The organism is Salmonella sp. 3C, from assembly GCF_025426275.1.
Lineage (GTDB): Bacteria > Pseudomonadota > Gammaproteobacteria > Enterobacterales > Enterobacteriaceae > Salmonella > Salmonella enterica.
This window is the reverse complement of sequence record NZ_CP104858.1, coordinates 3,325,578-3,345,182: the sequence shown is the minus strand read 5'-3', so window position 1 is coordinate 3,345,182 and position 19,605 is coordinate 3,325,578. Positions and strand designations below refer to the sequence as shown.

Below are 19,605 nucleotides of genomic sequence, written 5' to 3'. Positions count from 1 at the left end.
TTAGCGTGCCGGCTGAGAAGTCACGGTGGACTGCTCAAAGTGATAGCGACCGGTTTTCAGGCTGCTTGGGCCAAGGCGTGCAAATTTGAACATCAGGAACAATTCTGCCACCAGGAACAGGGTATACAGGCAGCAAATCAGGAACATGGAGAACAGCAGATCGCCCACGGTCAGCGATGAGTTCGCCACGGCTGTCGGCAACACTTCGCCGATCGCCCACGGCTGACGACCATACTCGGCGACGAACCAACCTGCTTCAACCGCAATCCACGGCAGTGGAATACCGTACAGCGCCGCGCGCAACAGCCATTTTTTCTCACCGATGCGGTTACGAATCACGCTCCAGAAGGAAAGTGCGATGATCGCCAGCAGCAGGAAGCCGCACGCCACCATGATACGGAAAGCGAAGTACAGCGGCGCAACGCGAGGAATGGAATCTTTCGTCGCTTGCTGGATCTGCGCTTCGGTCGCGTCAGTCACATTAGGCGTATAGCGTTTCAGCAGCAGGCCGTAACCGAGATCTTTCTTCATGCTGTTAAACTGGTCGCGAACAGCCTGGTCGGTAGAACCGGCGCGCAGCTGCTCCAGCAGTTCATAGGCTTTCATCCCGTTACGGATACGCTCTTCATGCTGAACCATGAGATCTTTCAGACCAATAACCGGCGTGTCCACGGAACGCGTAGCGATAATGCCGAGCGCATAAGGGATCTGAATCGCCAGATGGTTTTCCTGTTTGTCCTGGTCAGGAATGCCGAACAGGGTAAAGGAGGCCGGAGCAGGTTGCGTTTCCCATTCTGCTTCAATCGCAGCGAGCTTGGTTTTCTGCACGTCGCCCATTTCGTAACCGGATTCGTCACCGAGTACGATAACGGACAGTACGGCAGCCATACCGAAGCTGGCAGCAATAGCAAAGGAGCGTTTAGCAAAGGCGAAGTCACGACCTTTCAGCATGTAGTAAGCGCTGATACCGAGGATGAACATCGCGCCGGTGACATAGCCGGACGCCACAGTGTGAACAAATTTCACCTGTGCTACCGGGTTCAGCACCAGTTCAGAGAAGCTCACCATTTCCATACGCATGGTTTCGAAATTGAAATCCGCAGCGATTGGGTTTTGCATCCAGCCGTTCGCTACCAGAATCCACAACGCGGAGAGGTTGGACCCCAGAGCCACCAGCCAGGTGACGCACATATGCTGAACTTTACTCAGACGATCCCAGCCGAAGAAGAACAGACCTACAAAGGTGGATTCGAGGAAGAAGGCCATCAAACCTTCGATGGCCAGCGGCGCACCGAAGATGTCCCCAACATAGTGGGAGTAGTACGACCAGTTTGTCCCGAACTGGAACTCCATGGTCAAACCGGTAGCCACACCCAGAGCAAAGTTGATACCAAACAACTTGCCCCAGAACTTGGTCATATCTTTATAAATCTGTTTGCCGGAAAGGACGTATACCGTTTCCATAATGGCCAGCAGGAACGCCATACCGAGCGTTAGCGGCACAAACAGGAAGTGGTACATCGCGGTCAAGGCAAACTGTAAGCGCGACAGTTCGACTATATCTAACATCATGACTCCTTGCTCATCGCATGAAGACTCCGAGAGTGAACCCCGTTAGAAAGGGTCACACGCATGCCCCAATACAAATTTATTTGCGGCCTTCCATCGTACTATCCCCTCGGGAAGGAAACAGTAATGATGAAAGGTTACAAACATGTTAATAAAAAACCCAAATTGATCCCGCAAATATATTACGCCGTAAAACCCTTACAATAAACAGGTTTTTAGTGGGTCAGATTTGCTTTTTTCGACAGCGATCAATTTATGGCTAATCTATCGCTTTTCAGGGAATTTGATCACGGACAATTTAACCAGTTTTGATGCTCTTTTCCAACATTTAAATATTGATTAAAATCAATTTTTGAAGTTAATGTTAATAATGTTTATTCATTGAATGCATGGTGAATTTTTTGTTAACTTTTTGTTTTTGCAAAGAGTAATTTCAAACCCCCTGTAAAAAGAGGCTTATTCGATAAGGCTAAACATTTTGTGCGTTTTTTACTGCCCCGCATCCCGTAAAAAACATTCCACATTGATGTTCAATTATTGCTAAATAGCTCACAGATTTTTTCTGCAGATTATCAACACTTATTATTTTATACATTTAGTCTATTTTTATTTTACTTATAATTAACACCGCAAAGAAACTATCTCATTGCACACGCGCCATCATCCCACCGGGATTACCCTGCCCCAACTTCCCTTTCCCGACGACTAACGGCCAGGATCATCTTGCCAGGTTATCGCCTTAATTATCGCTAATAAGCTTTCCAGATAGCCAGAAACAAACATTTTATTCGCTAATTTTTCTTTATTTCAATAACACCGTATTTGCCTCTCTATAATTATTATAGTGAAGATTCTGTTATCACCTTCACAGATTTACCCTCAATTTCTACGTCACTCATAGTAATAATTCTGTTTATTCGCAGCCATAAATACCCTTTAAACATGATTAATCACGAACGAATAGTGCCAATAAGTTCTTAATAATTTTTAAAGTTAACCTCTTTTAACCAGCAAAAGTTCATATGATTTATTAAACGATATCTTTAATACTTCATGGAAATAATGTCGGTACTCTTATGATTAAAATAGCTGTTTTATTCTGCTATTAAACAAGCAGTCTGTGTAAGCGCGATACATCTGAGGAGACATGTAGTTCGCGCTCAGGCAAACATGCGCGGCCACAGAGTCAAGCGTCAATTTACTATAGAGGTTAGCGTCAACATAGTGTAATGCTGCGATGCGTTTTTTTCATGGCGGAAAGCGCATAATCCGTCTCCAGTGAGGTCGGCAGGTCTTTCACTAAGACAGCATCTGTATTTGCTGAAAAAGAGTTAACCAGCAATCTGAGTAAATTTACTGCCGCTGCCAGACGGTTATTATCAATTATTTTTAGACTCCACCATGTTTTTTTAATGAGGCATCATTTTCCTATAGTTCAATATTTACAAAGCCAATAATTTTATATCCCGGATGCTTCACCCGTACTTTGCCACAAACAATAAAGCCATAAAAAAGGCCACCGTAAAGGTGGCCAACCATGTCGAAAACGGACATTTATCTGTTCCCGCAGGAACAGCGAGTTTTATTTTATAATTGCTTTCAGCGCTTCGCCGATATCGGCCAGGCTGCGAACGGTTTTCACGCCCGCGGCTTCCAGCGCGGCGAATTTTTCATCCGCAGTGCCTTTACCACCGGCAATGATGGCGCCAGCGTGGCCCATACGCTTGCCTTTCGGCGCGGTAACACCCGCGATATAGCCAACAACCGGCTTGGTCACGTGGTCTTTAATATAAGCCGCCGCTTCTTCTTCTGCGCTACCGCCGATCTCGCCGATCATCACGATCGCTTCAGTCTGCGGATCTTCCTGGAACAATTTCAGGATGTCGATGAAGTTAGAGCCCGGAATCGGGTCACCGCCGATACCCACGCAGGTGGACTGGCCGAAACCGTAGTCGGTGGTCTGCTTAACCGCTTCATAGGTCAGCGTGCCGGAACGGGAAACGATACCCACTTTACCCGGCTTATGAATGTGACCCGGCATGATGCCGATTTTGCATTCGCCCGGGGTGATCACACCTGGGCAGTTCGGGCCGATCATGCGTACGCCCGCTTCGTCCAGCTTCACTTTCACGGTCAGCATATCCAGCGTCGGAATACCTTCGGTGATGGTGATAATCAGTTTGATGCCTGCGTCGATCGCTTCCAGAATGGAGTCTTTGCAGAACGGCGCCGGCACGTAGACAACGGATGCGGTCGCACCGGTAGCTTCTACCGCTTCGCGCACGGTGTTGAACACCGGCAGACCCAGATGCGTGGTGCCGCCTTTGCCCGGCGTTACGCCGCCGACCATCTGCGTACCGTAAGCAATCGCCTGTTCGGAGTGGAAAGTCCCCTGGCTACCGGTGAAGCCCTGGCAGATAACCTTGGTATCTTTATTAATTAAAACGGACATTATTTCCCCTCCACTGCGGCAACAACCTGCTGAGCTGCATCCGTCAGACTTTTCGCTGCAATAATATTCAGGCCACTGTCAGCCAGTTTCTTCGCGCCGAGTTCGGCGTTGTTGCCTTCCAGACGCACCACCACCGGAACGTTAACGCCCACTTCTTCCACCGCGCCGATGATACCGTCGGCAATCAGGTCACAACGGACGATACCGCCGAAGATGTTAACCAGAACCGCTTTCACGTTGTCATCCGAGAGGATAATTTTAAACGCTTCGGTGACGCGCTCTTTGGTTGCGCCGCCGCCTACGTCAAGGAAGTTAGCCGGTTCGCCGCCATGCAGCTTAACGATGTCCATGGTGCCCATCGCCAGGCCCGCGCCGTTCACCATGCAACCGATGTTGCCGTCCAGCGCGACGTAGTTCAGTTCCCACTGCGCCGCCTGCGCTTCACGCGGGTCTTCCTGAGACTGGTCGCGCATTTCACGCAGATCCGGCTGGCGGAACAGCGCGTTGCCGTCAGCGCCCAGCTTGCCGTCGAGGCAAATCAGATCGCCCTGCTTAGTGATCACCAGCGGATTAATTTCGATCAGCGCCAGGTCGCGCTCAAGGAAAATGGTTGCCAGGCCCATAAAGATTTTGGTGAACTGCTGCACCAGTTTACCTTCCAGACCCAATTTGAACGCTAGCTCCCGCCCCTGATACGGCATCGGGCCGGTCAGCGGATCGAGCGCGACTTTATGGATCAGATGCGGGGTTTCCTCCGCGACTTTTTCGATCTCTACGCCGCCTTCGGTAGACGCCATAAAGACCACGCGACGAGAACTACGGTCAACCACCGCGCCGAGATACAGTTCTTTGTCGATGTCGGTCGCCGCTTCAACCAGAATCTGGTTTACCGGTTGGCCATTAGCGTCTGTTTGATAGGTCACCAGACGTTTGCCCAGCCAGTTTTCCGCAAAGGCGCGAATCTCTTCCTTGCTTTTTACTACCTTCACACCGCCCGCTTTGCCGCGGCCGCCAGCGTGAACCTGACATTTCACTACCCACGGGCCGGCACCGATTTTAGACGCGGCTTCTTCGGCTTCACGCGGAGTAGTACAGGCATAACCCACCGGCGCCGGTAAGCCATAGCGGGCAAAAAGTTGTTTTGCCTGATATTCATGTAAGTTCATGTGTTCTGTCCATCCTTCAGGTAATCGTTATCTTTAGACCTGTAGGCCTGAAAGCTGCGCGCCATCAGGCATTACACCATCGCCGGATGGCGGCGTGAACGCCTTATCCGGCCTACAGGTAGCAGGTGATGCTCTTGCTGACTACACGTCCAACAGCAGACGGGTCGGATCTTCCAGCAACTCTTTGATGGTGACCAGGAAGCCCACGGATTCACGACCATCGATCAGGCGATGATCGTAAGAGAGCGCCAAGTACATCATCGGCAGGATTTCCACCTTGCCATCCACCGCCATCGGCCTGTCTTTAATAGCATGCATTCCCAGAATCGCGCTCTGCGGCGGGTTGATGATCGGGGTAGACATCAGCGAACCGAATACGCCGCCGTTGGTAATGGTAAAGTTACCACCGGTCAGATCTTCTACGGTCAGCTTGCCGTCGCGGCCTTTGACAGCCAGTTCTTTAATTTTTTTCTCGATGTCAGCCATGCCCAGCGTATCCACGTCACGCAGGACCGGCGTGACCAGGCCGCGCGGCGTAGACACCGCCATGCTCACATCAAAGTAGTTGTGATACACCACGTCATCGCCGTCGATAGAGGCGTTCACTTCCGGATAACGCTTCAGCGCTTCCACTACCGCTTTCACGTAGAAGGACATAAAGCCCAGGCGGATACCATGACGTTTTTCAAACACTTCGCCATACTGCTTACGCAAATCCATAATCGGCTTCATGTTGACTTCATTGAAGGTCGTCAGCATGGCGGTGGAATTTTTCGCTTCCAGCAGACGCTCGGCCACGCGCTTGCGCAGGCGGGTCATTGGCACGCGTTTTTCGCCGCGCGCGCCCAGAGCGGGTTGCGCTGCAGGTTCAACAGCGGGTGCTTTAGACTCGCCTTTCGCCAGATGTTTTTCCACATCTTCACGGGTCAGACGCCCACCCACACCAGTGCCTTTAATGGCGCTGGCTTCCAGATTGTGTTCAGCCAGCAGGCGACGGATCGCCGGGCTGAGCGCATCGTTGTTTTGTTCTTCCAGCGAAGCCTGCTGGCACTGTGCCGGCGTAGACGCTTTCTCTTCAGATTTCGCGCTGGTCTCTTTACCCGCGCTGTTGCCTTCACGCAGGCGACCCAGGATCTGGCGAGAGGTGACAGTCGTCCCCTCCTCTTCCAGAACCGCATCCAGAATGCCGTCCGCTGATGCCGGTACTTCCAGTACCACTTTGTCAGTTTCGATTTCTACCAGCACTTCGTCACGAACAACCGCATCGCCCGGTTTTTTATGCCAGGTGGCGACGGTCGCGTCCGCTACGGACTCAGGCAGGTCGGGAACAAGAATATCTACGCTACTCATTATTTATCCTTTATTTAATCGACGTTCAGCGCGTCATTAACCAGATCTTGTTGCTGTTTCTGGTGAACGGACATATACCCTACCGCCGGAGAGGCGGAGGCCGGGCGACCTGCATAACGCAGAGCGGCCCCAAACGGAATCACTTCACGGAAATGATGCTGGCTGCAGTACCATGCGCCCTGGTTGAGCGGCTCTTCCTGGCACCAGACAAAATCATGGACGTGAGCGTATGGTTGCAGCGCTTCCTGCACCGCTTTATGCGGGAACGGATAGAGCTGTTCGATGCGCACGATAGCGACATCTTTCTGGTCGTTTTTGCGACGTTGTTCCAGCAGGTCGTAATAAACCTTACCAGAACACATTACCACGCGTTTTACGGCTTTAGGGTCCAGCTCGTCAATTTCGCCAATGGCCGGCTGGAAGGAACCGTTCGCCAGTTCATCAAGCGTGGAAACCGCCAGCGGGTGACGCAGCAGCGATTTCGGCGACATCACCACCAGCGGACGACGCATCCCGCGCAGCGCCTGACGGCGCAGCATATGGTAGACCTGCGCCGGGGTGGACGGCACGCAAACCTGCATATTCTGCTCGGCGCAAAGTTGCAGATAACGTTCCAGACGCGCGGAAGAGTGCTCCGGCCCCTGCCCTTCATAGCCGTGCGGCAACAGCATCACCAGACCGCACATCCGGCCCCATTTCTGCTCGCCGGAGGAGATGAACTGGTCAATCACTACCTGCGCGCCGTTGGCAAAATCGCCAAACTGCGCTTCCCAGATAGTCAGGGTACGTGGTTCCGCCGTGGCATAACCGTATTCAAAAGCCAGTACCGCTTCTTCAGACAGCACGGAGTCCCAGACTTTAAACTGTCCCTGACCGCTGTGAATATGCTGCAACGGCGTATACGTTGAGCCGTTCGTCTGGTTGTGGATCACCGCATGACGATGGAAGAAGGTGCCGCGACCGGAGTCTTCCCCGGACAGGCGCACCGGAATGCCTTCATCGACCAGCGTGGCGTAAGCCAGATTTTCCGCGCCGCCCCAGTCAAACAATTTCTCGCCTGCCGCCATTGCCTGACGGTCGCCATAAATTTTCGCCACGCGAGACTGCATTTCAATGGCTTCCGGCACAGTGCTGATACGTTTTGCCAGCTCCTGCAGACGCTTCATTTCTACCTTGTTCGGGTATGCTTCATCCCATTCGTGGTTTAGATACGGCGACCAGGTGAACGAGTGCATATTCATCGGACGCCACTCTTTCACCACGCATTCGCCTGCATCCAGCGCATCGCGATAGAGGTTAACCATTTCGGTGGCATCTTCCAGCGTCGCGACTTTGTCCGCTTCCAGCTTGTCGGCGTAGATTTTACGCGGCGTCGGATGCTTTTTAATTTTCTGGTACATCAGCGGCTGGGTTGCGCTTGGCTCGTCGGCTTCGTTGTGGCCGTGACGGCGGTAGCACACCAGATCGATGAACACATCGCGTTTAAAGGTGTTACGGAAGTCCAGCGCCAGACGGGTCACAAAAGCGACGGCTTCCGGATCGTCCGCATTGACGTGGAAAATCGGCGCCTGGACCATTTTACCGATATCGGTGCAGTAAGGCGTTGAACGCGCATCCAGTGGGTTAGAGGTGGTGAAGCCCACCTGGTTGTTGATAACGATACGTACCGTACCGCCCACTTCGTAACCGCGCGCTTTCGACATGTTCAGGGTTTCCTGAACCACGCCCTGGCCGGTCACCGCGGCGTCGCCGTGAATAGTGATCGGCAACACTTTGTTGCTGCTCGGTTCGTCCAGTCGGTCCAGACGGGCACGCACGGAGCCCATCACCACCGGGCTCACAATTTCCAGGTGCGATGGGTTAAACGCCAGCGCCAGGTGAACCAGACCGCCTTCGGTTTCGATATCTGACGAGAAGCCCATGTGATACTTCACGTCGCCGGTACCCAGATGTTCTTTATGTTTACCGGCAAACTCGTCGAACAGATCCTGCGGTTTTTTACCCAGTACGTTGATCAGCACGTTCAGGCGACCGCGGTGCGCCATCCCCAGCACCACTTCGCGAGTTCCGCTGTTACCCGCATGGCGAACCATCTCTTTCAGCATGGGTATCAGCGCATCTCCCCCCTCAAGCGAGAAACGTTTCGCACCCGGGAATTTGGCACCCAGATAACGTTCCAGCCCTTCAGCGGCGGTCAGTTCGTTCAGGAAACGTTTTTTCTCGTCAGCGCTAAAGGCCGCACGACCGGATTCGATGCGCTGTTGGATCCAGCGTTTCTCTTCGGTGCTGGTGATGTGCATATACTCAGCGCCAATCGGGCCGCAGTAGGTCTGTTTGAGCGCGTCGAGCAGCTCGCCCAGCTTCATCGTCTCTTTGCCGCTGGCAAAGGAGCCGACATTGAAGGTTTCCTGGAAATCGGCCTCGGTCAAATCATGGAAAGAAGGGTCCAGATCCGCCACGCGTTCTTGTTTCCACAGTCCCAGCGGATCGAGGTTTGCATGCTGATGGCCACGGAAACGATAAGCGTTGATAAGCTGCAGGACTTTAACCTGCTTCACATTGGTGTCAGGGTCGGAAATCGTAGAAGAGTGACGTGAGCCAGCCAACGCCTGCCGCCGGAAATATTCACGTGTTTTTGAATGGAGTTGATCCGGTTTGACTCCGGTACCAGGTAACTGCTGGAACGTCAAACGCCAGTTAGCGTCTACCGAGTCAGGATCGGTTAAGAAGTCTTCATAGAGCTGTTCTATCCAGCTCTGATTCGAACCAGAGAGGTAAGAAGAGTCCAACCAGGCTTTCAAAGCGCTGTTCTGCATCGTGATCCCTTAAGCATCTTTTCTGCTTATTTAATACTCTAAATAGGTCACGTTTCAGGAAGGCGGCAAGCTTGCGAATCCCTGGGAGCTTACATCCAGTAAGTGACCGGGGTGAGCAAGTGCAGCCAACGCACATGCAACGTGAACTATGACGAGTATTTCGCCGTGGATACTAACCACGCATACGCCGTATGCGTGCCGGGGTTCACTTGTTGCGGACTGTCGTGTCATCTGCGTCCGCTAAGGAACCTTTAAAAACTGTCTAATAATCTTCGCTGTTCAGGCTACGACTGCGTTGCGGCCTTCGCTCACTCCGGTCACATAGTTAACTATGCTCCCGAAGATTCGTTCAGACCGCGCCTTGTCTCGCTCTGAACATCTCGATTATTACTAATCATATGGCAGTTTTTAGAGGTTTCCTGCACTTCTATTGCCCGATGGCGCCTGGCTTATCAGGCCTACAGAATACGTAACCTGTAGGCCGGATAAGACGGTACGTCGCCATCCGGCAACCACTACAACTACTTATGCGCTACGCTGCAACAGCATCGACTTAATATGGCCGATAGCGCGCGTCGGGTTCAGTCCCTTAGGACATACACTGACGCAGTTCATAATGCTGTGACAGCGGAATACGCTGAATGCATCGCTCATCCCTTCCAGACGACTGTCGGTCTCGGTATCACGACTATCGATCAGGAATCGATACGCCGCGAGCAGCCCCGCCGGACCGATAAACTTATCCGGGTTCCACCAGAATGACGGGCAGGATGTTGAGCAACAGGCGCAAAGAATACATTCATACAGCCCATCGAGTTTTTCACGCTGCTCCGGCATCTGCAGATGCTCACGAGCCGGTGGATTTTGCCCATTATTCAATAAGTAAGGCTTAATCTTCTCATATTGTGCGTAGAATTGCCCCATGTCTACCACCAAATCGCGGATCACCGGCAAACCGGGCAGCGGGCGAATCACAATCTTCTTACCCGGCTGAGTCAGCGCCGAAATAGGGGTAATACAGGCCAGACCATTCTTACCGTTCATATTCAAACCATCAGAACCGCACACACCTTCGCGGCAGGAACGGCGGAAAGAAAGGCTGGGATCTTTTTCTTTAAGCTGGATTAACGCATCCAGCAGCATCATGTCGCGCCCTTCTTCGCCTTCCAGGGTGTAATCCTGCATACGCGGAGCGTTATCGACATCCGGGTTATAACGATAAATCGAAAATTCGAGTTTCATCATCCTGTCTCCGCAATTAATAAGTACGAATCTTCGGCGGGAACGCCGGACGCAGTTTCGGCTCCATATTGACGCTTCGGCGCGTCATGGATTCCGTTTGCGGCTGATACAGGGTATGACACAACCAGTTGGCATCATCACGCTCCGGGAAATCGAAGCGGCTATGCGCGCCGCGGCTTTCCGTTCGGAAGTTGGCTGATACGGCAGTGGCGTAGGCGGTTTCCATCAGGTTATCCAGCTCCAGACACTCAACACGCTGGGTATTAAACTCGCTGGACGTGTCATCCAGACGGGCGTTTTTCAGACGCTCGCGGATCACTTTCAACTGCTCAAGCCCTTTCGCCATCGCGTCGCCTTCACGGAATACGGAGAAGTTATGCTGCATACACTCCTGCAACGCTTTGCGGATAGCCACCGGATCTTCGCCATTGCGGTTATTGTTCCAGCGATTCAGGCGCTCCAGAGAACCTTCAACGTCAGACTCGCTGGCGTCGCGCAGCACGCCCTGCTCGGCGATGGATTCCTGTAAATGCAGCCCCGCCGCGCGGCCAAAGACCACCAGATCCAGCAGTGAGTTACCGCCCAGACGGTTGGCGCCGTGAACCGATACACAGGCGATTTCGCCTACCGCAAACAGCCCCGGAATGACCACGTCTTCGCCCTGCTCGTTCACGGTCAGCGCCTGACCGGTCACTTTAGTCGGAATACCGCCCATCATGTAGTGGCAGGTCGGGATAACCGGAATCGGCTCTTTCACCGGGTCAACGTGGGCGAAAGTACGGGACAGCTCCAGGATACCCGGCAGGCGAGATTCCAGCACCTCTTTACCCAGGTGATCCAGTTTCAGTTTAGCGTGCGGCCCCCACGGACCATCACAGCCGCGGCCTTCACGGATTTCGATCATGATGGAACGCGCCACCACGTCACGACCCGCCAGGTCTTTGGCATTCGGCGCATAACGCTCCATAAAGCGCTCGCCGTGTTTGTTCAGCAGGTAACCGCCTTCGCCGCGGCAGCCTTCTGTCACCAGCACGCCCGCCCCGGCGATGCCGGTCGGGTGGAACTGCCACATTTCCATGTCCTGCACCGGGACACCGGCACGCAGCGCCATACCGACACCGTCACCGGTGTTGATGTGAGCGTTGGTGGTGGACTGGTAGATACGGCCTGCGCCGCCGGTCGCCAGCACCGTCGCGCGGGCTTTGAAGTACACCACTTCACCGGTTTCGATGCACAGTGCGGTACACCCCACCACCGCGCCATCCTGGTTTTTCACCAGATCCAGCGCATACCATTCGGAGAAAATCGTGGTGTGGTTTTTCAAATTCTGTTGATACAACGTGTGCAGCAAGGCGTGACCGGTACGGTCAGCCGCCGCCGCGGTACGTGCCGCCTGCTCGCCGCCAAAGTTTTTCGACTGGCCGCCGAACGGGCGCTGATAGATACGTCCATCATCAAGACGGGAGAACGGTAGCCCCATGTGCTCCAGTTCCAGAATCGCTTCCGGTCCGGTCTTACACATATATTCGATAGCATCCTGGTCACCAATGTAGTCCGACCCTTTTACGGTATCGTACATGTGCCATTCCCAGTTATCTTCATGGGTATTGCCGAGCGCCACGGTGATACCGCCCTGCGCGGAAACGGTATGGGAACGGGTCGGGAAGACTTTCGAGAGCAGCGCACAGGTTTGGCCGCTCTGGGAAATTTGCAGCGCCGCGCGCATACCTGCGCCACCGGCACCAATCACAACAGCATCAAATTCTCTGACTGGCAGTTTCATTACACACCCCACACCACAACAAATCCATAGATGACGTAAACCACCAGCGCAACAACAATAACGAGTTGCAGTATCAGACGCACTGCCAGTGGTTTAACGTAGTCGGTTAACACCTGCCACATGCCGATCCAGGCATGAATCAAGATGGAAAAAAGCGCCAGCAGGGTGAAGACTTTGGTGAAGGCCGATGAGAAGAAACCGGTCCAGGCTTCAAAGGTCAGTTCGCCGCTCGTGGCGAAAAAACCCACCATGTAGATGATGTATAACGTCAGAACGATAGCGGTAGCACGGACCAGGATGAAGTCATGTACGCCATTGCGTCCTAATGCGGAGGCGTTGCTTACCATACGAGGACTCCTGCGAGAAGTGAAAGCACGACAGTGATAACAAAAGAGATTTTGGCAGAGCGTTGACCCGCTTCGAATGTTTCTTCCAGATAGCCAAAATCCATTAACATGTGACGAATTCCCACGATGACGTGATACGCCAGCGCGGTAAGGATGCCCCACATGATAAATTTAACGATGAAGCCGTCCATGATATCGGCGGCCTGCTGGAATCCTTCCGGAGAAGAGAGGCTGGTGCCCAGTAGCCACAGTAGTATGCCGACGGCGATGAAAGTAATCACACCGGATACGCGATGGAGAATGGACGCTATCGCTGTGATGGGGAACCGAATCGTTTGTAGATCCAGATTGACAGGTCTTTGTTTTTTCACATTTCTTATCATGAATAACGCCCACATGCTGTTCTTATTATTCCCTTAAGACTTCGGTTACAGAGGTGAATCTACCTGTAGCCAGAAAGACGACGGGATTTCCTTCCTCCGGTCTGCGTGCGGGTCAGACAGCGTCCTTTCTATAACTGCGCGTCATGTAAAACACTGCTTCCAGTAGCTAAAACGACACGTTACAACGCTGGGTGGCTCGGGATTGCAGGGTATTCCGGAGACCTGGCGGCAGTATAGGACGTTCACAAAATCATTACAATTAACCTACATATAGTTTGTCGGGTTTTATCCTGAACAGTGACACAGGTCACGATAACAACATTTTTTTAATTTTCAATCATCTGATTTGACAAACATTAAACAAAATTGTTACAAACGACACCAGAAAAAGCATATAATGCGTAAAAGTTATGGGGTCACTCTTTCACCTGTTAATAAGTTATGTAACAGTACAATGATATTGACCCATTCTTTCAGGACAGTTATTAGTGATAGACAGGTTACATTACTCGGATTGCTACGTTCCTGATTTGCTGCTAATTCGAAATTAATCAAGCCGTTACCTGCAAGCGCCCATTGCTCTGTACCCAGGTCATCCCCTCTTTCACAGAGCGGCGAGCCAAATAACAAACTGGTAACGGTTGATTGATGCATACACAGAATCTTCCCTGCACTAACGACGAGGAAGATGACGTGGAGAAGGCAAGTCTGAGTTCCGGCAGTCTTAAGCAATAAGGCGCTAAGGAGACCGTAAATGGCTGATACAAAGGCAAAAATCACCCTTACTGGTGACACTGCTATTGAACTGGATGTGCTAAAAGGTACACTCGGTCAAGATGTTATTGATATTCGTAGTCTCGGTTCAAAAGGAGTTTTTACTTTTGACCCTGGTTTCACCTCTACCGCATCCTGCGAATCTAAAATCACCTTCATCGACGGCGACGAAGGCATTTTGTTGCATCGCGGTTTCCCGATTGACCAGCTTGCTACCGATTCCAACTATCTGGAAGTCTGTTACATCCTGCTGTACGGCGAAAAACCGACGCAGGAAGAGTATGACGAGTTCAGAACGACAGTCACCCGCCATACGATGATCCATGAGCAAATCACTCGCCTGTTCCATGCTTTCCGTCGCGACTCACATCCGATGGCGGTAATGTGCGGGATCACTGGCGCGCTGGCGGCGTTCTACCACGACTCGCTGGATGTGAACAATCCGCGCCACCGTGAAATCGCGGCGTTCCGCCTGCTGTCCAAAATGCCGACCATGGCGGCGATGTGTTACAAATATTCCATCGGTCAGCCGTTTGTTTATCCGCGCAACGACCTTTCCTACGCCGGTAACTTCCTGAACATGATGTTCTCCACGCCGTGTGAAACCTATGAAGTGAATCCGGTACTGGAGCGCGCGATGGACCGTATTCTGATCCTGCACGCTGACCATGAGCAGAACGCCTCAACGTCAACGGTACGTACCGCAGGTTCAAGCGGCGCCAACCCATTCGCCTGCATTGCCGCCGGGATCGCCTCCCTGTGGGGACCCGCGCACGGCGGCGCCAACGAAGCCGCGCTGAAAATGCTGGAAGAAATCAGCTCTGTTAAACACATTCCGGAATTTGTTCGCCGTGCGAAAGACAAGAATGATTCTTTCCGCCTGATGGGCTTCGGTCACCGTGTTTACAAAAACTACGATCCGCGCGCCACCGTGATGCGTGAAACCTGCCATGAAGTGCTGAAAGAGCTGGGCACCAAAGATGATCTGCTGGAAGTGGCGATGGAGCTTGAGCACATTGCGCTCAACGACCCGTACTTCATCGAGAAGAAACTGTACCCGAACGTAGACTTCTACTCCGGCATCATTCTGAAAGCGATGGGCATTCCGTCCTCCATGTTCACCGTGATCTTCGCCATGGCGCGTACCGTTGGCTGGATTGCACACTGGAATGAAATGCACACTGACGGCATGAAAATCGCCCGTCCTCGTCAGCTGTATACCGGCTACGATAAACGCGATTTTAAATCGGCGCTGAAGCGTTAATTGACAACCGGATGGCGACGCAACCCTCGCCATCCGGTACATTTTCCCTTTTTTCTTATCCTCATTATTTTATTCTTACCCCGTTACTCTCTATGATTAATTAAGGTTTCGCTAAATATCATTCAGGGAGCATGGAATGCCGATTCTGCAGTGGTTTTTGTTGTTCCTGTTATCGCTGCTCATTTCCCTTATTTTTCTCTGGCTGCACCTTCCGGCGGCGATGCTGCTCGGTCCAATGATTGCGGGTATCGTGTTGAGTTTGCGAGGTAGTACGCTACAACTTCCGCGCGGTATTTTTCTCGCCGCGCAGGCGATTCTCGGCTGTATGATCGCCCAAAATCTAACCGGTTCGATATTGACCACCCTCGCCCTCTACTGGCCGGTCGTGCTTTTAGTGTTGCTGGTGACGCTGCTTTCCAGCGCGATAGTCGGCTGGCTGCTGGTACGCTACAGCTCGCTGCCCGGCAACACCGGCGCATGGGGGTCTTCGCCGGGCGGCGCGGCGGCAATGGTAGCGATGGCGCAAGATTACGGGGCGGATATCCGCCTGGTGGCGTTTATGCAGTATCTACGGGTACTGTTTGTGGCTGGCGCGGCGGTGCTGGTGACACGCCTGATACTCGGCGACAGCGCGGCAGCGGTCAGCCAACAGGTGATCTGGTTTCCACCGCTTAGCGGTAATTTATTGACGACGCTGCTATTAGCGATCGTGGCGGGCATTGCCGGTCGCCTGTTGCGTATCCCTTCCGGCACGATGCTGCTCCCCATGTTGGCAGGCGCGATTCTCCATTCGCAAGGCATCATTGAAATTGAATTACCCGAATGGCTGCTGGCCGTGGCGTATATGGCGATAGGCTGGCGTATTGGGCTGGGTTTTGACAGACAGGTGTTTTTTATGGCGCTGCGGCCATTGCCGCAAATCTTATTGTCAATTTTCGCGCTGATGGCGATTTGCGCCGCGATGGCGTGGGGAATGGCTTACTACATGCAGATTGATTTTATGACGGCTTATCTCGCCACCAGTCCCGGTGGTCTGGATACGGTTGCCGCGATCGCGGCAGGAAGCAGTGCCGATATGGCGCTCATCATGGCAATGCAAACCCTACGGCTGTTCAGCATTCTGTTAACTGGGCCAGCAGTGGCCCGTTTTATATCAACCTATGCGCCCAGACAACCTTTGTAGGGCTGATAAGCGTCGCGCCATCAGGCAATAGCCGCTCGCCGATGGCGGTTCCGGCTATTTCTGGCAATGCGGGCACCAGTAAAACGGGCGTGAGGACAGTGTTGTCTTTTCAATAATGCCGCCGCACCGCTCGCACGCTTCGCCGTCACGATGGAAAACCTTAAAGCGAAACAGTGCGCCATGATGCTTGTTTTCATCCGACTGACCGCGAGTCGTGTAGGACAGGCGCGGAATATCCAACAGCGCGTGAGAAAGCGCATTCAGTTGCGCCTCGTTGAGATCTTTCGCTTTATGCTGTCCGGTTAACCCTACCTGCCAGAGGATTTCAACGCGCAGATAATTCCCCAATCCCGCCAGAAAGGCCTGATCCAGCAACAGCCCAGAAAATTGTCGGTTGCGAAAACGCGGCGACAGCAATCGAACTTTAACCTCTTCCGGAGTGAGACGCGCGTCCAGCACATCCGGACCGACCCGCTGTAAAAAAGGGTGCGTCGTGAGCTGCTCTGCTGTCAGCATTTCGATATCAGACGCGCTATAAAGCAGAATAGTTTTATCCGCCGTTTGTAGCCTGACGCGCAATATACGCGTGGTCTGCGGTATTTCACCAGTATCGATCACCCGCCATACGCCATAGAGTTGGTTGTGGCTGTAGAGCGTCAGGCCATTTGAAAAGTGGGTCAATAACGCTTTTCCCCGCGTCTCTATCCGGGTAACAAGTTGACCGGTAAGCTGCGATTCATACGGTTTTAACTGTGCAAAGGCAAACCAGACATCGGTTAAGGGTTTGCCTTTGATTGCCGCCTCCAGATTATCCGCCGCACGACGAATTTCCGGGCCTTCAGGCATAATAATATCCTTTGTTAACAGTTGATTAATGGACTACACCGCCTCTGACTATCGGGAATGCACATCGAACGCCATAATGAATATCCACAGCCGTAATATAATAGCTTCAATCGTCGGGCTCTCAGGCAATAACGTGTATATTACGCGCATTGAACGCGGCGCGTAACCTGCGAGCGAATGCAAGCGCATACTCGCCGTCGCCATGAATGCACACCGTTTGCGCCGTGACAGTCGTCCACACGCCAGTAACGCTTTTCACTCTCCCGGCTTGTACCATATCCAGCGTTTGCGCCAGCGCCTGCTCTTCGTCGTGAATCAGCGCGCCAGGTTGCATGCGCGGCACCAGGCTACCGTCGGCCTGATAGCCGCGATCGGCAAACACCTCCTGCCGCGTCACCAGGCGATGGCGCTCACCGGCCCGGATCAGCTCACTTCCCGCCAGTCCAACCAGTATCAGTGACGGATCATAGTCGTGTACCGCTTTCGCAATCGCCTGTGCCAGATGGGGATCTTTCGCCGCCTGGTTATAGAGCATACCGTGCGGTTTGACATGGCGCATCACGCTGCCTTGCGCCTGAACAATCGCCCCCAGCGCGCCGATTTGGTACAGCGTCTGGGCGTATACCGTTTCCGGCGGCAAAGCCATCGCCGTCCGCCCAAAATTATCCCGATCCGGAAAGCTGGGATGCGCGCCGATCGCCACGCCGTTTTTCAGCGCCTCGCGCACGCTGGTCAGCATGGTTTGCGCATCACCGGCGTGAAAACCACAGGCGATATTGGCGGAGGAGACCAGCGTTAATAATTCGCTGTCGCTGGCGCAGCCTTCGCCCACATCCGCATTTAAATCAATGTTCATGCTGAAGCCGCCAGGTAAGCTGTTCCAGATAGCGCTGACGCTCGCGGCGCGCGTTGAGCGCCTCTTCCAGCGAACATTGCATAAAATGGATCGGTTGCCCTAGCGGGATCTGCGCCAGATGGTACATATCTGCCTCGATGATGCAGGCAATGCGCGGATAGCCGCCAGTTGTCTGGGCATCATTCATTAGCACAATAGGTTGGCCGTTGTAAGGCACCTGCACGACACCGGGCAGCAAACCGTGCGACAGCAGTTCGCGATCCGTTGTCCGCGTTAACGATTGTCCCTGCAAACGATAGCCCATGCGATTACTTTGCGGGCTGAGCTGCCATGGCGAACGCCAGAACGCTTCTTGCGAGGCGCGATCGAACTCACGGTATTCCGGCCCCGGTAGCGCACGGATGCGATTCCCCCACAGTAACTGCTTCACGCCCTGCGGCCCGCTAAACTGTCGCGATGGTTTACCCGTCGCCAGCCGATCGCCATCTTTTAGCAGCCGTCCTTCCAGCCCACCGATGCCGGACTTCAGATCGGTACTACACGATCCCATCACCTCCGGCACAGCAATACCGCCCGCCACCGCCAGATAGCTACGCATCCCGTGAAGCGGTCGATGCAGCGTAAGACGCTGACCCGCTTTTACCGGCAATCGCCAGCCGGTCCAGACCGGTTGATCATCCAACTGCGCCTCGCAGCCTGCGCCGGTAAGAGCGAACCAGGTCTCATTTTCAAATTCGACAACCAGTTGGCCGAGAGTGATTTCCAGCGCCGGGGCATTCGCATCGTTCCCGACCAGGAGATTAGCGGTCTGAAAGGCGGGTTTATCCAGCGCGCCGCAGTGACTCAGCCCCGACTGACGAAAGCCGTGACGCCCGCTATCCTGCACGGAGGTATAAATCCCCGCGCGAATAATATTCAGCATATTCCCTCCTTTTGCGGCACAAAGCGTACGCTGTCGCCAGGGCGTAGCAGAACCGGGGGCTCCCGCATCGGATCGAATAACTTCAACGGCGTGAGGCCGATCAGCTGCCAGCCGCCCGGCGTGGATAATGGATAAATACCCGTCTGCGCGCCGCCGATGCCGACAGAACCGGCCGGAACCTGCAGGCGCGGCTCCGCGCGTCTGGGCATATGGAGCGGCTCTGGTAAATTCCCAAGATAGGGAAAGCCAGGCTGAAAGCCTAAAAACCAGACGACATACTCAACGGAGGCATGTAGCTCCACGACCTGCTTTTCACTCAAACCGCTGTGCCGTGCCACCGCCGCCAGATCCGGCCCGCCTGCGCCGCCATAGATCACCGGGATCTCAACCGAACGCGAGTCCGGCTCCAGCGCCTCGCTCTCTTCCCACCAGCGCTGCAGACGCTCAATCGCATCCAGCGCCAGGGTTTGCGGTTCCCGCAAGATCACGGTGATATTGTTCATCCCGGGAATGGCTTCCACCACGTTCGGCATATCGACCAGACGCTGCGTCAGACGCCAGATGCGTTTCTGGCTCGCCAGCGTAATCGGCGGTTCAAGTTCCAGAACGACCGCCGTTTCGCCTAACAGATAACAACGCGCTCGCTGCACTT

At 53.5% G+C, this 19,605-nt stretch carries 16 protein-coding genes; 2 read left to right on the top strand and 14 right to left on the bottom strand.

Annotation, left to right across the window (positions count from 1 at the left end; genetic code table 11):
• The 10 genes from cydA to N7E69_RS15860 form a co-directional block, all read right to left on the bottom strand.
• The gene (gene cydA / locus N7E69_RS15905) at positions 1–1,569 is read right to left on the bottom strand and encodes a cytochrome ubiquinol oxidase subunit I (RefSeq protein ID WP_024139210.1); all 1,569 of its coding nucleotides are present in this window, start codon (positions 1,567–1,569) and stop codon (positions 1–3) included.
• 1,582 nt (positions 1,570–3,151) lie between these two features.
• Positions 3,152–4,021, bottom strand: coding sequence for a succinate--CoA ligase subunit alpha (sucD, locus tag N7E69_RS15900; protein WP_000114635.1), 870 nt, complete (start codon positions 4,019–4,021; stop codon positions 3,152–3,154).
• On the bottom strand, positions 4,021–5,187 hold the full coding sequence (gene sucC / locus N7E69_RS15895; RefSeq protein WP_001048588.1) for an ADP-forming succinate--CoA ligase subunit beta: 1,167 nt from the start codon (positions 5,185–5,187) through the stop codon (positions 4,021–4,023). The genes sucD and sucC overlap by 1 nt, the downstream gene beginning before the upstream one ends.
• Positions 5,188–5,328: 141 nt before the next feature.
• A complete protein-coding gene (gene odhB, locus N7E69_RS15890; RefSeq protein WP_108610922.1) occupies positions 5,329–6,537 on the bottom strand; it encodes a 2-oxoglutarate dehydrogenase complex dihydrolipoyllysine-residue succinyltransferase in 1,209 nt (402 codons plus the stop codon).
• A 14-nt stretch (positions 6,538–6,551) separates the two neighbouring features.
• A complete protein-coding gene (gene sucA / locus N7E69_RS15885) occupies positions 6,552–9,353 on the bottom strand; it encodes a 2-oxoglutarate dehydrogenase E1 component (protein WP_001181500.1) in 2,802 nt (933 codons plus the stop codon).
• A 525-nt stretch (positions 9,354–9,878) separates the two neighbouring features.
• Positions 9,879–10,595 carry a succinate dehydrogenase iron-sulfur subunit SdhB gene (sdhB, locus tag N7E69_RS15880; RefSeq protein WP_001537859.1) on the bottom strand — a complete coding sequence of 239 codons (717 nt, stop codon included), beginning with the start codon at positions 10,593–10,595 and terminating at the stop codon, positions 9,879–9,881.
• 16 nt (positions 10,596–10,611) lie between these two features.
• Positions 10,612–12,378, bottom strand: coding sequence for a succinate dehydrogenase flavoprotein subunit (gene sdhA / locus N7E69_RS15875; RefSeq protein WP_000775561.1), 1,767 nt, complete (start codon positions 12,376–12,378; stop codon positions 10,612–10,614).
• A complete protein-coding gene (gene sdhD, locus N7E69_RS15870; protein WP_000254356.1) occupies positions 12,378–12,725 on the bottom strand; it encodes a succinate dehydrogenase membrane anchor subunit in 348 nt (115 codons plus the stop codon). The genes sdhA and sdhD overlap by 1 nt, the downstream gene beginning before the upstream one ends.
• On the bottom strand, positions 12,719–13,123 hold the full coding sequence (gene sdhC, locus N7E69_RS15865) for a succinate dehydrogenase cytochrome b556 subunit (RefSeq protein WP_000263340.1): 405 nt from the start codon (positions 13,121–13,123) through the stop codon (positions 12,719–12,721). The genes sdhD and sdhC overlap by 7 nt, the downstream gene beginning before the upstream one ends.
• Before the next feature lie 393 nt (positions 13,124–13,516).
• Complete coding sequence (locus N7E69_RS15860) at positions 13,517–13,762, bottom strand: hypothetical protein (protein ID WP_001539488.1); 246 nt, start codon at positions 13,760–13,762, stop codon at positions 13,517–13,519.
• Between the two features lie 100 nt (positions 13,763–13,862).
• On the opposite strand from N7E69_RS15860, the gene N7E69_RS15855 reads away from it, so the two are divergent.
• Both N7E69_RS15855 and N7E69_RS15850 read left to right on the top strand, forming a co-directional pair.
• Entirely contained in the window at positions 13,863–15,146 is a 1,284-nt protein-coding gene (locus tag N7E69_RS15855) for a citrate synthase (RefSeq protein ID WP_000785811.1), read from the top strand.
• Between the two features lie 136 nt (positions 15,147–15,282).
• On the top strand, positions 15,283–16,329 hold the full coding sequence (locus tag N7E69_RS15850; protein WP_001122036.1) for an AbrB family transcriptional regulator: 1,047 nt from the start codon (positions 15,283–15,285) through the stop codon (positions 16,327–16,329).
• Between the two features lie 54 nt (positions 16,330–16,383).
• On the opposite strand, the gene nei is transcribed toward N7E69_RS15850, so the two are convergent.
• The 4 genes from nei to pxpB form a co-directional block, all read right to left on the bottom strand.
• Positions 16,384–17,175 (bottom strand): endonuclease VIII, encoded by a 792-nt coding sequence (nei, locus tag N7E69_RS15845; protein ID WP_001113972.1) that lies wholly within the window; start codon positions 17,173–17,175, stop codon positions 16,384–16,386.
• Positions 17,176–17,296: 121 nt separating this feature from the next.
• Positions 17,297–18,031 (bottom strand): 5-oxoprolinase subunit PxpA, encoded by a 735-nt coding sequence (gene pxpA / locus N7E69_RS15840; protein ID WP_001017925.1) that lies wholly within the window; start codon positions 18,029–18,031, stop codon positions 17,297–17,299.
• On the bottom strand, positions 18,021–18,953 hold the full coding sequence (gene pxpC, locus N7E69_RS15835) for a 5-oxoprolinase subunit PxpC (RefSeq protein WP_000932042.1): 933 nt from the start codon (positions 18,951–18,953) through the stop codon (positions 18,021–18,023). The genes pxpA and pxpC overlap by 11 nt, the downstream gene beginning before the upstream one ends.
• Positions 18,947–19,603, bottom strand: a complete 657-nt coding sequence (pxpB, locus tag N7E69_RS15830) for a 5-oxoprolinase subunit PxpB (protein WP_001188371.1) — start codon at positions 19,601–19,603, stop codon at positions 18,947–18,949. Before pxpB ends, pxpC begins: the two co-directional genes overlap by 7 nt.
• Positions 19,604–19,605 lie beyond the last annotated feature (2 nt).

Excerpts from the sequence above, each read along its gene's own strand:
- cydA (WP_024139210.1), bottom strand. The coding sequence starts at position 1,569 with ATGTTAGATATAGTCGAACTGTCGCGCTTACAGTTTGCCTTGACCGCG.
- sucD (WP_000114635.1), bottom strand. The coding sequence starts at position 4,021 with ATGTCCGTTTTAATTAATAAAGATACCAAGGTTATCTGCCAGGGCTTC.
- sucC (WP_001048588.1), bottom strand. The coding sequence starts at position 5,187 with ATGAACTTACATGAATATCAGGCAAAACAACTTTTTGCCCGCTATGGC.
- odhB (WP_108610922.1), bottom strand. The coding sequence starts at position 6,537 with ATGAGTAGCGTAGATATTCTTGTTCCCGACCTGCCTGAGTCCGTAGCG.
- sucA (WP_001181500.1), bottom strand. The coding sequence starts at position 9,353 with ATGCAGAACAGCGCTTTGAAAGCCTGGTTGGACTCTTCTTACCTCTCT.
- sdhB (WP_001537859.1), bottom strand. The coding sequence starts at position 10,595 with ATGAAACTCGAATTTTCGATTTATCGTTATAACCCGGATGTCGATAAC.
- sdhA (WP_000775561.1), bottom strand. The coding sequence starts at position 12,378 with ATGAAACTGCCAGTCAGAGAATTTGATGCTGTTGTGATTGGTGCCGGT.
- sdhD (WP_000254356.1), bottom strand. The coding sequence starts at position 12,725 with ATGGTAAGCAACGCCTCCGCATTAGGACGCAATGGCGTACATGACTTC.
- sdhC (WP_000263340.1), bottom strand. The coding sequence starts at position 13,123 with ATGTGGGCGTTATTCATGATAAGAAATGTGAAAAAACAAAGACCTGTC.
- N7E69_RS15860 (WP_001539488.1), bottom strand. The coding sequence starts at position 13,762 with ATGCATCAATCAACCGTTACCAGTTTGTTATTTGGCTCGCCGCTCTGT.
- N7E69_RS15855 (WP_000785811.1), top strand. The coding sequence starts at position 13,863 with ATGGCTGATACAAAGGCAAAAATCACCCTTACTGGTGACACTGCTATT.
- N7E69_RS15850 (WP_001122036.1), top strand. The coding sequence starts at position 15,283 with ATGCCGATTCTGCAGTGGTTTTTGTTGTTCCTGTTATCGCTGCTCATT.
- nei (WP_001113972.1), bottom strand. The coding sequence starts at position 17,175 with ATGCCTGAAGGCCCGGAAATTCGTCGTGCGGCGGATAATCTGGAGGCG.
- pxpA (WP_001017925.1), bottom strand. The coding sequence starts at position 18,031 with ATGAACATTGATTTAAATGCGGATGTGGGCGAAGGCTGCGCCAGCGAC.
- pxpC (WP_000932042.1), bottom strand. The coding sequence starts at position 18,953 with ATGCTGAATATTATTCGCGCGGGGATTTATACCTCCGTGCAGGATAGC.